A 13,300-nucleotide genomic window follows, 5' to 3' on the forward strand; every position below is an offset into this window, starting at 1 on the left:
ACTTCCCGACCCATCGGGATCAGATGCGCTAACCTTTCCATCCTAATTCAACTATTTCCTGAATGAACTTTCTACTTTTCTGTTTCTTAATAAAGCGCTCCGCTTTTGACGAAAGTGTTGAATTTTCAAATTCAATGAACTTTACTAATTCCCAAGGCTTTCCGCGTTTCGTCCAAATCTGATTTAATGCTGAATTATGATATCTCAATCTCCCCTCTGGATTCTCTGTTTTACCAACGTAATACTTATCAATGCTTTTCGAATATAATATATAAACGTAGTTGGGCATAAATCAAAAAAATACAGAACCCTATAAACAAAAAGAGCCGCACAAAATGTGCAGCTCTGTTGCTCCTCCTCTTGGGCTCGAACCAAGGACCCTCTGATTAACAGTCAGATGCTCTAACCAGCTGAGCTAAGGAGGAATTTATTTTTTTATTTACCGGAGTAAATTCTGGATTCAAAATTATCAAAAATGAATAAATAACCGCTGTTATTTAAATTTTATTTCAATCTTTCTTTCGATTGGGGCTGCAAATTTATATAAAGTTTTCAATTAAACAATATATTTGCAAAAAAATACAAAAAAAATAATTCATGAGTTTATTAGCTATTGGAACCGTTGCATTTGATGCAATTGAAACCCCTTTCGGGAAAACAGATAAAATCCTTGGTGGTGCTGCCACTTATATCGGCCTAGCAGCCACAAGGTTTGTTAAAAATGTAAACGTGGTTTCTGTAGTGGGTGGAGACTTCCCTGAATCGTATTTGACTATGATGCAAAATAGAGGAATCAATACAGATGGAATTGAGATTAAAAAAGACGAAAAAACGTTCTTTTGGTCTGGTCGTTATCACAATGACATGAATACAAGAGATACTTTAGACACTCAGCTAAATGTTTTGGAATCATTTAAGCCGATTGTTCCAGAATCATACAAAGACTGTGAATTTTTGATGTTAGGAAATCTTGATCCTGAAATTCAGAAGCAAGTTATTGAAAGCCTTCCAAACCGTCCCAAACTAATTGTTGCAGATACAATGAACTTCTGGATGGACATAAAGTTGGAGGCCTTAAAAGAAACCATCAAATTAGTGGATGTATTGTCCATTAACGATGAGGAAGCAAGACAATTATCTGGTGAGTATTCTCTAGTAAGGGCTGCTCAAAAGATAATGGCAATGGGCCCAAAATACTTAATCATCAAGAAAGGAGAGCACGGAGCATTATTATTTAACCAAAATGAAGTGTTTTTTGCCCCAGCATTACCATTAGAGGAAGTATTTGACCCAACTGGAGCAGGAGATACTTTTGCTGGTGGTTTTATCGGATACCTTGCACAGTCAAAAGACATCTCATTTGGCAATATGAAAAGAGCTATTATCTTTGGTAGCGCATTAGCTTCATTTACTGTAGAAAAGTTTGGAACAGAAAGAATAGAGAGCTTAACAGAAGAAGAAATAGACGTTAGAGTCAAGCAATTTGTAGATCTAGTTCAATTTGACATCGAGTTAGAAAATAGCTTGTAAGCCTATCCAACTTTTTTAAAAGCCCCTTTTGGGTATAATGACCAAAAAGGGGCTTTTGATATCCCATCTATTTCAATGATTAATTGATAGTAGTTTTTCAAGATAATATTTTTAAACTCTCTAATTATAATTATCTTTGAATACGTCCTCAACATAAAATCAAACAAATATGAGTAACTCTATTTACAAAGTACTAGTCCCAACTGACTTTACAGATGTTGCAAAAACAGCAATTAATCATGCTGCGATGGTAGCAAAAAGTTTTGATGGAGAAGTCCATCTATTACACGTAGTTAGCAGTGACAAAGCGTTATCTGCAGCAAAGGATAAATTGGACGCATGGTGCCAAGAAGCCTACGCAGACTATGGTGTGACAACAAAATATGTTGTAAAAAAGGGTAGCATCTTTGAAGATATTGGTCAAGTTGCAGAAGAAATTGGAGCCATGTTGATTATTATGGGAACTCATGGAGTAAAGGGTCTACAGCATATTACAGGAAGTCATGCATTAAAAGTGATTAACAATTCGAAGGTGCCATTTGTTATTGTTCAACGAAAAACAGCAAAAGGCCTTTACAAACAAATAGTATTGCCTATTCGATTTGCGCAAGAGACAAAACAAAAACTATCTATTACCACAAGTATTGCCAAACACTTTGGTAGTACCGTTCATATTTTCGCTTCCAATGAATCTGATGAATTCTTGAGAACCAAAGTAAATAGAGAACTAACTTTTGCCAAACACTACTTGGATGAAAGAAAGATTCCATATGTAGTAGAAGTTGCTCCATCTACAACAAACTACTTACAACAAGTCATTTCATACTCTAAAGAAGTTGATGCAGATATTATTGCTATTGTAAATAGTAAGGAAGGAGGTATTCTGCCTGACTTATTTAAAGGTGGAGGCGAGCAAGAAGTAATAGGAAACAAGGAAGAAATTCCGGTGATTATAATGAACCCAACTCAAGAATTTGTTCCTGAATCATTTGGATAAAAGAAATACACCTTCATAAAAAAAGCCGCTTGAAATTAATTTCAAGCGGCTTTTTTTGTTCAAATCAATATGTATTCTATTCTACAGTAACACTCTTTGCCAAATTACGAGGTTGATCTACATTGCAACCTCTCATAACTGCAATATGATACGATAAAAGTTGTAAAGGTATAACTGTAATCAATGGATCAAAGAAGTCGTCTACATCAGGAATTTCTATCACATGATCGGCAATTTCTTTAACAGCAGTATCTCCTTCAGTTACCACTGCTATAATCTTCCCATTTCTAGCTTTCACTTCTTGAATGTTACTGACAACCTTTTCGTAAGAGTTCTTTTTGGTTGCAATAGCCACTACAGGCATATCTGCATCAATCAATGCAATTGGGCCATGCTTCATTTCTGCTGCAGGATACCCCTCAGCATGGATATAAGAAATCTCTTTTAACTTTAATGCCCCTTCTAATGCCACAGGGAAGTTAATACCTCTACCAAGGTATAAAAAGTTCTTTGCATCTTTGTAGATATCTGAAATGTATTCTACAGCTACGTTCGTTTCTAATACCTTTTCTACAATATTTGGAATATTATTCAACTCTAAAGCTAACTCTCTATATCTACTTTCACTGATTGACCCTTTTTTCTTAGCTAAAGTTAAAGCCATCAATGCTAGAATAGTAACTTGGGCAGTAAAAGCTTTAGTTGATGCCACGCCAATTTCAGGTCCTGCATGGGTATAAGAACCTGCGTCAGTTGCGCGTGCAATTGAGGATCCTACCACATTACAAATTCCATAAATTAAAGCTCCCTTTTCCTTGGCGATTTCCAATGCAGCTAGTGTATCGGCAGTTTCACCTGACTGCGAAATAGCAATTACAATATCATCTGAATTAATAATAGGATTTCTATATCTAAACTCAGAGGCATATTCTACTTCAACAGGGATTCTTGCCAATGACTCAATCATATACTCTCCTACTAAACCTGCGTGCCAGGAAGTACCACAAGCTACAAATATGATGCGTTTAGCATTCATAAATTTATGCTCGTACTCCTCAATACCCCCCATTACTACTTCACCATTCACAGTATTTAACCTGCCAAGCATGCTGTTCCTAATAGAAGTAGGTTGTTCATATATCTCTTTTAACATAAAATGCTCATATCCACCCTTTTCAATGGCTTCAATTTTCATTTCCAACTCAATTGTATTAGCTGTTTTTTGTTGGTTTTTAATATTTGTCAGTTGAATTTTTTCACCCTTTGTTAATACAGCGATATCTTCATCTTCTAAATACAATACATTTTTTGTATATTCTATAATCGGTGTAGCATCGGAAGCAACATAAAATTCACCCTCTCCAACTCCAATTACTAAGGGACTACTCTTTTTAGCAACAATTAGTGTATCAGGATCTTCTTTTGATAAAATTACAATTGCATAGGCTCCAATTACTTCCTTTAATGCTAATTGAACAGCGGTTAAAAGGGAACATTTTTCAATCTTCTTCACTTCCTCAATCAAATGAATCAAAACTTCCGTATCTGTCTCACTTGAAAACTGATGTCCTCTATTAATTAATTCCTTTTTTAATGAATCATAGTTCTCAATAATCCCATTATGAATTAACGCCAAATTACTATCTCCTGAAGTATGAGGATGCGCATTTACATCATTTGGAGCACCATGGGTTGCCCAACGAGTATGCCCAATTCCAATAGTAGAAGCAGTTTCCTTTCCCTCAGCATACTTCTCTAATTCAGATACTTTACCTTGCTTTTTATATAAATTGATTCTAGTGCCTAATAGTGCTACTCCAGCACTATCATACCCTCTATATTCTAATCTTTTAAGTCCTTTTATTAATATTGGATAAGCCTCTCTCTCTCCAACATAAGCAACGATTCCACACATATACTTTGTTTTATTCTGTTGTTGAATAAGTCAAATTTAACTTAATTCCTTCTAAATTATTCGTTTGATTTTTTATAATTACTCTTCCTGCAGAAACCGACGTTCCAGAAACAAGCAAGTATAAACCATAATCTGCTCTATTTTTATTGACAACATTGTGAATATGTCTTGTTATATTAAACTTATAGTCTTTGGTTGATTCGTCATAAACTCCTCCATAATACGCCTCACTTACAAAGAAATCAGGCAAAAACACCCCCCCTGAACCAGATGAATCTGCTGCAATCAAAATCATTTTTGAAGGATACCCATATTGATTAATAGTACTTTGAACAGCAGGAATTACAATCTCTGCTTGATTAATGATTGGCCTTTCTAAAACTTCCGTGAGATTCTTAACAAAAGGTATCTTTATTAATGTTTTTACTCCTGCCATTGCTTGAGAATAAGTTACACTGCCATCATTTGAGGAGCCATCTAATACTGATTGAACTACACTTCCTGAATAGTTATGCTCAAACTTAGTAAATCTTTGATCATCGGTAGCTATAGCCCACCTTTCTATTTTAGAAACTGGACTTCCTGAAGAAAAATCTGAATAATATACATATAGACCAGACACTACTGAAGTAGGTTCAAAATAAGTAATAGCTCCTCGAGTGGTGTTATTATTATTTAACGAGGTAACCTTTACATGAATACCTTTAAAGAAAGCTTTAAAGTTCTCCTGACTAGTAAACGTGGATTGCCCTGATTCATTTAAAAACCGTTGCCCAATGCTATTATCAACCCTAATCCGCAGTAAAGGAGGAAAAGCTTGTCCTGATATATATGTACTATCTAGCGTTGGAGTAAAAGTTGTATTACCAATCGGTGAGCTAGAAAACGCAATTGAATCATTGGAGTAATAACTCCCGTCATCATTCATATCTTCTGTAAGTTCAAAAAGTTCGATATTTTGAGCGTCCTGAGTTCCATAATACTGGGAATACTTAAGTGCAAAAACTACAGAGTCAACTCTGAGAACAGATGGGGCTCCAAAATTTAAGTTGGTACCTACCATTGAAAGTCGTGAAAAAAAAGAGGATTTCACTTCTCCAAATACAGAGTCATGATAAATCCCAATAAGAGATCGGGTTGTTTTACTAGTTAAAATAGAGTCATCTTTAACTGTGAAGGATTTTATGGTATTGGTGTCATGAAAATAAACGCTCGCGTTATTTTCTTCAAATTCAGGCGTTAGTTCTCCTTCTTTCTTGCAAGAGTTTACAGTTAGTCCTAAAAAAAAGAGAGCGGAAAGTAAATGTACTTTCCGCATGTTATCTTTTGAAAATATGTGCTGTATCATTATTCTGCTAAAACTTCTTCTTCGGTTAAAATTTCATCATAAAAAGCAGAGAAAGCCTCTACATATCTGTCTTCTGAATGGTAAGTTAAAAACGGTTTGCCTGACTCTTCGGCAAATCTTACGATTTCCTCAGAGGTTTCTTCCGAACCAATTATTGAAGCATCAGCCCAAGAGATTGCTGCTTTTGTGATATTTTCGTGTGTGGGATTTTCATAAAGTGCCACATCCTTTTCCTCAATCCCTTCCATTAACGACTTTTTCGCAAAAGAATTGTTTAATGATTCATCAAACTCATCATCATATGCTGAATAAACAACTTTAGTGTTTTCAAACAGAGGTTCATCTTTATAGGATGTTTTTAAAAACATTGGGATTAAACTAGTCATCCAGCCGTGACAATGTACCAAGTCTGGCGCCCACCCTAATTTTTTGACCGTTTCCAAAACGCCTCTACAAAAGAAGATTGATCGCTCATCATTATCTTCAAAGAAATTTCCCTTTTTATCAACCACTCCAGCTTTCCTTTGAAAAAAATCTTCATTATCAATAAAATAGACCTGCATTCTTGCTGGCTGAATTGAAGCTACTTTAATTATTAGCGGATGGTCATTGTCATTAATAATCAAATTCATTCCGGAAAGTCGAATAACTTCATGAAGTTGGTTTCTTCGTTCGTTAATAGATCCGAAACGGGGCATGAATGTTCTTATCTCTTTTCCTTTCTCTTGAATTCCTTGAGGAAGATATCTTCCTATTTTTGAAATTTCTGTTTCTTCTGTGTATGGTGTTATTTCTTGAGAGATAAAAAGTATTCTTTTCTTAGTCATAAAGGATGGATTAATTAACAAAAGCGATACAAAAGTACGAATTTTATTGCGATTTTTCAACAAGAGGTTTACCTTGCCCCACTTTTTCGCTTGCTCTAAAAGGTTAATTATAAAGGATTTTTATTAAAAATATTGAATGATAAAACAGTTTACATCCGCAGAAATGCTCCATTCCTTTCTCTTAAAGAAAAAAAGCATGGGGAAAACAGTTGGATTTGTCCCTACTATGGGAGCTTTGCATAGTGGTCATATAAGTTTGATTAATAGCGCCATGACAAATAATGACCTTGTGGTTTGTAGTATTTTTGTCAATCCTAAACAATTTAACAATCCTGAAGATTTAAAAAAATACCCTCGTACAATTGAGGCCGATTTAAAATTGCTTTCAGAAGTCCGCTGCCCCATAGTTTTTACTCCATCAGTTGACGAAATTTACCCTTCAGAGGTTGATAAAGTCTATGATTTCGGCACGCTTGGTGACGTATTGGAAGGAGAACATCGCCCTGGACACTTTAACGGAATGGCTATAGTTGTAAAACGACTATTCGATATTGTGATTCCTGATACTGCTTACTTCGGAGAAAAAGATTATCAGCAGCTATTAATTGTTCAAAAACTTGTAGAATTAGAAAAGCTTTCCGTTAACATAGTGGGATGCCCAATAAGTAGAGAAAGTTCTGGGTTAGCTTTAAGTTCAAGAAACAAACTATTAACTAATCAGCAAGCTTCAGATGCTGCTGTAATTTTTAAACAATTAAACTTTATCTCTAAAAATTATTCCCAAGAGAATTCAGCTGAATTGGTCAATCAATCGATTAACATTATTAATTCATTTCCCCAGTTCGAAGTGGAATATTTGGAAGTGGTAAACAGAAAAACGCTTCTTAGCCCTATGGTTTCTGACATATCGAGTGATCTTCATTTATTTATTGCGGTCAAAGTTGGTTCTGTTCGTTTAATCGACAATTTACCGATTATTGCTTAATTTTGCACCCTTATGCAAGTACAGGTATTAAAATCCAAGATTCATAGAGTAAAAGTTACTCAGGCAGATTTGAATTACATTGGTAGTATCACTATCGATGAAGACTTAATGGATGCTGCCAATATGATAGAGGGAGAGAAAGTTCAGATTGTTAATATAAACAATGGCGAGCGTTTAGAAACATACATTATCAAGGGGTTGAGAGGTTCAGGTGAAATCTGCTTAAACGGGCCTGCCGCCAGAAGAGTCGCAGTAGGAGACATCGTTATCATAATATCCTACGGTATAATGGAGTTTGAAGCTGCTAAATCGTTCCGTCCTTCTGTAATTTTTCCTGACGAATCTACTAATCGATTAAAATAACTCCTTTGAAAAAACACATCCTCACCTTTCTAAAGTTAGCCATCCCGTTGGCCTTTGGAGTGTTTCTAATTTGGTATGTATACAATGGACTAACACTAGAAGAAAGAGACAATTTATCATACTCATTCACTCATGCCAACTATTTTGTACTTATACTTTCCGTACTTTTTGGAATTTTAAGTCACGTTTCTCGTGCTATTCGATGGAAATATACTATCGAGCCATTGGGGAAAACTCCAGGGTTTTGGAATAGCTTTTTCACGGTGATGATTGGGTACATAGCCAATTTGGCCTTTCCCAGATTAGGTGAAATTACTCGTCCAGGACTTTTGGCAAAATATGAAGGAATACCATTTCACAAACTACTTGGAACCATTGTAGCAGAGCGTGTTGCTGATTTGATAATTCTAGCTTTAATTACTATTTCAGTTATCTTTATGGAATTGGATATGCTTAGAGACCTATTGTCAGAAACAATAGCTCAAGGAGGTGATAAGTTTTCAGTGGAGAAATTAATTTTGTTTGGGTCGATTTTATTTATTGGTGGAGGTGTCTTTCTTTTTCTTTTAATGTCTAAATCTAAAAATCCAATTCTTGTAAAAATTAGAGAATTATTTAAAGGGGTTCTAGAAGGAGTGAAGTCAATCGCTACTATGAAGAAGAAGGGGTTATTTTTATTGCATACCGCTTTTATTTGGATCATGTACTTGGCGATGCACTATGTGTGTTTTTTCGCTTTGTCTGATACTGCAGATGTACCCATTGCAGGAGTATTAGCGTCTTTTGTTTTAGGAGGACTTTCGATAGTTTTTGTTCAGGGAGGAATTGGAGTTTACCCCATTGCGGTTATGGAAACCTTAACGCTTTATGGTGTAGTAAAAACATCTGCTTTGGCTTTAGGTTGGATTATTTGGACGGCACAAACCATGATGATCATCGTGTTGGGCGTTATCTCAATTATTATGATTCGTGTTATTAACCAGAAGAAAGATGTTGCGACAGATTGATATTATTTCCAATAAAGTAAAGTCTCTTGATGACGTTCTAAAATTAGTGAAGGTTTGGAGATTAAAGAATCAGAAAGTAGTTTTTACAAACGGCGTATTTGATATTCTACATCCCGGACACATTTCGTACCTAGCTAAGACTAAAGATTTAGGCAATAAGCTCATATTGGGCTTGAACTCAGATTCTTCAGTAAAATTATTGAATAAAGGGCCAAATCGTCCAATACAAAACGAAAAAGACAGAGCGTTTCTTTTGGCTGCTTTGTCCATGATAGATGCTATTGTTATTTTCAATGAAGAAACGCCTTATGAATTAATAAAAGCAATTATCCCTGACGTTTTAGCTAAGGGGGGAGATTACAAGATTGAACAAATTGCAGGTCACGATATCGTGCTAAAGAATGGTGGAAAAGTGGAAATAGTGGATTTCTTAGATGGACACTCTACTACCTCTATCGAGCAAAAAATAAAGCAATTCAAGGATTAATCGATTATAGATTTACACTGCTTTTTCTTAGATTCGTAGGATATAACCTCAATTCCTTTTTTCGATGAAAAAGAATTTTCTATTTACCATTACCGTTTTATCTTTTTTCTTGGCATTAAATAATTCGGTTGCTCAAACAACATTAGAGATTGCTACAAATGAGTATAATTCGGAACAGTTCTCAAAAGCTGAATCTACTCTAGAGGCCTATCTTTCAGAACATTCAAAAGACCCTGTTTATTTGAAATTGTTAGCTGATGCAAAACACAAACAAGATAAATTTTCAGAGGCTGTAAAACTTTACAGTAAAGCGATCAAGTATGATAGAGAAAATCCCATTCTATTTTTTAATAGAGGAGCGGCCTATGTTTTTTTAGAGGAATATAAAGAGGCATTGTCAGATATCAATATTGCTATAAAGATGAAACCAGACTCTGCTGAAATGTATTATTATAAGGGATATTGTTTAGCTGAATTATTTAAATACAATGCAGCAATTGAAGCGTATAATAAGGCCATTTCATTGAAACCAGATTACGCCGCAGCTATTTATAATAGAGGAGCAGCAAAAGGTGAATTGAATCGTTATGAAGAAGGGATGCAGGATTTTAAAATTGCCTTAGAGAAGGAACCAGAATTGGTAGATGGACAAATTAATTTAGCATTGAGTTATTTGGGGTTGAAAGAATATGAAGAAGCGATCAAAGGGTTTGATCAAGTAATCGCTTCTAGAGATGCAAATTTAGGTAAGGCTTATTTCTATCGTGGAGAGGCAAAATATGAAATAGGAAATAAAGAAGAGGCTTGTTTAGATTATCAGAAAGCATTGAATTTAGGATATGAAACTGCGGATGTGAACATTAAAAACCTTTGTGGTTCAAATAAGAAAAGTAAACGAAGAGATATTGATATTACTTTTTAAAACAACATAAATTGGCGAAGTTAAAAAAGGCATTTTTTTGCCAAAATTGTGGCATGCAATCACCTAAATGGGTTGGGAAGTGCACGTCTTGTGGCGAGTGGAATACCTATGTGGAAGAAATAATTCAAAAGGAAGCTCCTTCAAATAGTGTAAGTGCTTTAATTACTTCAAAAAAAACGATTAAACCCACCAAAATTACCGAAGTAGTCTTTAACGAGGAAACAAGGTATCCTTTAACTGATGGTGAATTAAGTAGAGTTTTAGGAGGAGGCCTTGTTCCAGGATCATTGATTTTATTTGCTGGAGAGCCGGGAATTGGCAAATCGACATTATTGCTTCAACTTGCTATGCAAATGAAAGGAATAAAAATTGTCTATATCTCAGGTGAAGAAAGCGAACAGCAAATTAAAATGAGAGCAGAGCGTATTGGCTCTCTCAATCAGGAATGTTATCTATTCACGGAAACTTCCATGCAAAACATCTTATTGCATTTAGCCGGACTAGAAGCTGACATCGTTATTGTTGACTCTATCCAAACTATTCATTCTCAGTTAATCGAATCTTCGGCCGGTAGTATTTCTCAGATTCGAGAATGTACTGCCGAACTGATGCGATTTGCAAAGGAAACAGCTACTCCCGTTTTCTTAATAGGCCACATCACCAAAGATGGAAGCATCGCAGGTCCTAAGGTTTTAGAGCATATGGTTGATGTTGTTCTCCAGTTTGAAGGAGACCGAAACTTTATGTATCGATTACTTCGGGCACAAAAGAATCGTTTTGGATCCACCAATGAGCTCGGAATTTATGAAATGAATAGTATGGGACTTATGCCTATTCACAATCCCTCAGAGTTGTTGATTGGGAGTAGAGATGAACCATTAAGTGGGTCGGCAACTGCTGCCACAGTAGAGGGGATTCGTCCGTTGTTAATTGAGGTTCAAGCACTAGTTAGTAGCGCTGCATATGGAACTCCTCAACGTTCTTCCACTGGTTTTGATTTAAGAAGGTTAAACATGTTGCTTGCTGTATTAGAAAAGCGATGTGGATTTAGACTAGGAATCAAGGATGTATTTTTAAACATTGCGGGTGGAATACGCGTGGACGATCCCGCAATTGATCTTGCAGTGATTAGTGCCATTCTATCATCAAGTGAAGACATTCACATTAACTCTAAGTATACCTTTGCTGCTGAGGTAGGCCTATCTGGAGAAATTCGACCTGTTAGTAAAATTGAGCAGCGAATTATGGAAGGTCAAAAACTAGGCTTTGAGAAGATATTCCTTTCGAAATACAACAAAAAGGGTATCGAACAAAAAAACTATAAAATAGAACTTGTTTTTGTAGCTAAAATAGAGCAAGTTTTTGAATTATTATTTGCTTAAAATGATTGCTAACATCCCAAAAGTATTAAAGAAAATTTACCCGCTACTCAATTGGGATGAAACTCCTGATGGGAATGAAGTTTTCTTGACCTTTGATGATGGACCTATTCCTGAAGTCACTCCATGGGTATTGGAAAAGTTAAAAGAGTACGACGTTAAGGCCACTTTTTTCTGTATTGGGGATAATGTTTTAAAGCATCCTAAAATCTACCAAAGAATCTTAGATGAAGGTCATGCAGTAGGAAACCATACTCACAAACACCTGAAGGGTTGGAACACAGACGATGGAACTTACCTAAAGGATATTGAAAATGCAGGTGAATTTATTTCATCAAATTTATTCAGACCTCCATATGGTCGAATTAAAAAGTCTCAAATAAAACTAATTCAATCACTAAATTATCATATTATTATGTGGTCGATTTTAAGTGGAGATTACAACAAAAATAGATCACCTGAGGCATGCTTTAATAATGTAAAAAGGAACTTAAAGCCAGGTTCGGTAGTTGTTTTTCATGACAGTATAAAAGCTGATAATAATATGAGATACGCTCTAGAGAAAACATTAATCTTTATGAGAGAAAATAATTTTAAAGGTGTATCTATTAAGCGCTAGATTATTCGGTCGGCACTTTTTTTACTCCTGTTTCATTAAATCTAATCCCTATCATTAACTCGTGCGAGCCAGTACTATAAGTCGCAATACTAGACTGAATAAAATCATAAGAATAGCCAATGGATAATGTGTTATTCATCGTATAACCTACTAATAAAGCTAAAGCGTCTGTTTTGCGATAAGAGAGTCCTGCCCACAACATATCATTATACGTCGCTTTTAAAGTAAATTCATACTGTAAAGGAAGCGGTTTTACATACCTCAAAACCGCTCCTGGGTCTAAAGTGAACTTTTCATTGATCTCATATTTATAGCCGGCCATTAAGAAATAATGGTCAGCAATTTTTCCAGATCGTATTGGAGTGTCATCATATTTTAGATCACTTTTTATTAATTGCGGTGCTGATCCACCAAAATAGAAATTGTTACCATATAGATAAAAGCTGAAGCCAACATCTGGTTTTAAAGTCGACTGCAAACTATTGTTAAACGCATTATCATTATCATTTTCAAGTATAATCTCAGATCCATCTAATGTATACTGAACGACGCCTGCATTTGCGGCTAATGAAAGTTTAATATTAGTTCCTAATTGAATATGATAGGCATATGCTAAATTAAAACCAGTACGCTTTGTTGGGCCTGTAACATCTACAAATACATACCCACCAACTCCCATGTTTTCTTTACTAAGAGGTCCATTAACACCTAAAGTAAAGGTCCGTGGAGCGTCTGTAATTCCTTCCCACTGATACCTATTGTTGGATTTTGCCTCAAAATAAGACTTTGAACCCGCAACAGCAGGATTCATTATAAAATCGTTTAATTGATATTGGGTAAACTGAGGCATTTGCTGACCAAACGCCTCAGTACATATACCAATACCTAGAATAAAGAGGATACTTAAATATTTTTTCATAA

Annotated in this window: 14 protein-coding genes and 1 tRNA gene; 9 read left to right on the forward strand and 6 right to left on the reverse strand. The window is 35.4% G+C overall.

Annotated elements, in window-relative coordinates:
- Positions 1–28: 28 nt before the first annotated feature.
- The gene (locus GQN54_RS01750) at positions 29–289 is read right to left on the reverse strand and encodes a GIY-YIG nuclease family protein (RefSeq protein ID WP_160631344.1); all 261 of its coding nucleotides are present in this window, start codon (positions 287–289) and stop codon (positions 29–31) included.
- A 62-nt stretch (positions 290–351) separates the two neighbouring features.
- A tRNA-Asn gene (locus GQN54_RS01755) sits at positions 352–425 on the reverse strand.
- Positions 426–597: 172 nt separating this feature from the next.
- Here GQN54_RS01755 and GQN54_RS01760 point away from each other — a divergent pair.
- Positions 598–1,530: a PfkB family carbohydrate kinase gene (locus GQN54_RS01760; RefSeq protein ID WP_160631346.1), complete on the forward strand. Its 933-nt coding sequence runs from the start codon at positions 598–600 to the stop codon at positions 1,528–1,530.
- Positions 1,531–1,699: 169 nt separating this feature from the next.
- Entirely contained in the window at positions 1,700–2,527 is an 828-nt protein-coding gene (locus tag GQN54_RS01765) for a universal stress protein (protein WP_160631348.1), read from the forward strand.
- 76 nt (positions 2,528–2,603) lie between these two features.
- On the opposite strand, the gene glmS is transcribed toward GQN54_RS01765, so the two are convergent.
- The 3 genes from glmS to GQN54_RS01780 are packed head-to-tail and all read right to left on the reverse strand — an operon-like array spanning position 2,604 to position 6,617.
- Complete coding sequence (glmS, locus tag GQN54_RS01770; protein ID WP_160631350.1) at positions 2,604–4,442, reverse strand: glutamine--fructose-6-phosphate transaminase (isomerizing); 1,839 nt, start codon at positions 4,440–4,442, stop codon at positions 2,604–2,606.
- 10 nt (positions 4,443–4,452) lie between these two features.
- Positions 4,453–5,760, reverse strand: coding sequence for a DUF4270 family protein (locus GQN54_RS01775; RefSeq protein ID WP_160631352.1), 1,308 nt, complete (start codon positions 5,758–5,760; stop codon positions 4,453–4,455).
- Between the two features lie 29 nt (positions 5,761–5,789).
- Positions 5,790–6,617, reverse strand: a complete 828-nt coding sequence (locus tag GQN54_RS01780) for a glycogen/starch synthase (protein ID WP_160631354.1) — start codon at positions 6,615–6,617, stop codon at positions 5,790–5,792.
- Positions 6,618–6,753: 136 nt separating this feature from the next.
- Here GQN54_RS01780 and panC point away from each other — a divergent pair, with 136 nt between their 5' ends.
- From panC to GQN54_RS01815, 7 genes are all read left to right on the forward strand, one after another.
- Complete coding sequence (panC, locus tag GQN54_RS01785; protein ID WP_160631356.1) at positions 6,754–7,602, forward strand: pantoate--beta-alanine ligase; 849 nt, start codon at positions 6,754–6,756, stop codon at positions 7,600–7,602.
- 12 nt (positions 7,603–7,614) lie between these two features.
- The gene (gene panD, locus GQN54_RS01790; protein WP_160631358.1) at positions 7,615–7,965 is read left to right on the forward strand and encodes an aspartate 1-decarboxylase; all 351 of its coding nucleotides are present in this window, start codon (positions 7,615–7,617) and stop codon (positions 7,963–7,965) included.
- A gap of 5 nt (positions 7,966–7,970) precedes the next feature.
- Positions 7,971–8,972 (forward strand): lysylphosphatidylglycerol synthase transmembrane domain-containing protein, encoded by a 1,002-nt coding sequence (locus GQN54_RS01795; RefSeq protein WP_160631360.1) that lies wholly within the window; start codon positions 7,971–7,973, stop codon positions 8,970–8,972.
- Entirely contained in the window at positions 8,956–9,459 is a 504-nt protein-coding gene (gene rfaE2 / locus GQN54_RS01800; protein WP_160631362.1) for a D-glycero-beta-D-manno-heptose 1-phosphate adenylyltransferase, read from the forward strand. Before GQN54_RS01795 ends, rfaE2 begins: the two co-directional genes overlap by 17 nt.
- A 64-nt stretch (positions 9,460–9,523) precedes the next feature.
- Entirely contained in the window at positions 9,524–10,381 is an 858-nt protein-coding gene (locus GQN54_RS01805) for a tetratricopeptide repeat protein (RefSeq protein ID WP_160631364.1), read from the forward strand.
- Positions 10,382–10,392: 11 nt separating this feature from the next.
- Entirely contained in the window at positions 10,393–11,763 is a 1,371-nt protein-coding gene (gene radA, locus GQN54_RS01810; protein ID WP_160631366.1) for a DNA repair protein RadA, read from the forward strand.
- Between the two features lies 1 nt (position 11,764).
- Positions 11,765–12,379: a polysaccharide deacetylase family protein gene (locus GQN54_RS01815; RefSeq protein ID WP_160631368.1), complete on the forward strand. Its 615-nt coding sequence runs from the start codon at positions 11,765–11,767 to the stop codon at positions 12,377–12,379.
- A gap of 1 nt (position 12,380) precedes the next feature.
- On the opposite strand, the gene GQN54_RS01820 is transcribed toward GQN54_RS01815, so the two are convergent.
- Entirely contained in the window at positions 12,381–13,298 is a 918-nt protein-coding gene (locus GQN54_RS01820) for a PorP/SprF family type IX secretion system membrane protein (protein ID WP_160631370.1), read from the reverse strand.
- Positions 13,299–13,300 lie beyond the last annotated feature (2 nt).

Origin of the sequence: Acidiluteibacter ferrifornacis (assembly GCF_009909615.1) — a bacterium.
Classification (GTDB): domain Bacteria; phylum Bacteroidota; class Bacteroidia; order Flavobacteriales_E; family Vicingaceae; genus Acidiluteibacter; species Acidiluteibacter ferrifornacis.

Bases quoted from the DNA above. Each gene is read 5' to 3' on its own strand.
- GQN54_RS01750 (WP_160631344.1), bottom strand. From the start codon at position 289: ATGCCCAACTACGTTTATATATTATATTCGAAAAGCATTGATAAGTAT.
- GQN54_RS01760 (WP_160631346.1), top strand. From the start codon at position 598: ATGAGTTTATTAGCTATTGGAACCGTTGCATTTGATGCAATTGAAACC.
- GQN54_RS01765 (WP_160631348.1), top strand. From the start codon at position 1,700: ATGAGTAACTCTATTTACAAAGTACTAGTCCCAACTGACTTTACAGAT.
- glmS (WP_160631350.1), bottom strand. From the start codon at position 4,442: ATGTGTGGAATCGTTGCTTATGTTGGAGAGAGAGAGGCTTATCCAATA.
- GQN54_RS01775 (WP_160631352.1), bottom strand. From the start codon at position 5,760: ATGCGGAAAGTACATTTACTTTCCGCTCTCTTTTTTTTAGGACTAACT.
- GQN54_RS01780 (WP_160631354.1), bottom strand. From the start codon at position 6,617: ATGACTAAGAAAAGAATACTTTTTATCTCTCAAGAAATAACACCATAC.
- panC (WP_160631356.1), top strand. From the start codon at position 6,754: ATGATAAAACAGTTTACATCCGCAGAAATGCTCCATTCCTTTCTCTTA.
- panD (WP_160631358.1), top strand. From the start codon at position 7,615: ATGCAAGTACAGGTATTAAAATCCAAGATTCATAGAGTAAAAGTTACT.
- rfaE2 (WP_160631362.1), top strand. From the start codon at position 8,956: ATGTTGCGACAGATTGATATTATTTCCAATAAAGTAAAGTCTCTTGAT.
- GQN54_RS01805 (WP_160631364.1), top strand. From the start codon at position 9,524: ATGAAAAAGAATTTTCTATTTACCATTACCGTTTTATCTTTTTTCTTG.
- GQN54_RS01815 (WP_160631368.1), top strand. From the start codon at position 11,765: ATGATTGCTAACATCCCAAAAGTATTAAAGAAAATTTACCCGCTACTC.
- GQN54_RS01820 (WP_160631370.1), bottom strand. From the start codon at position 13,298: ATGAAAAAATATTTAAGTATCCTCTTTATTCTAGGTATTGGTATATGT.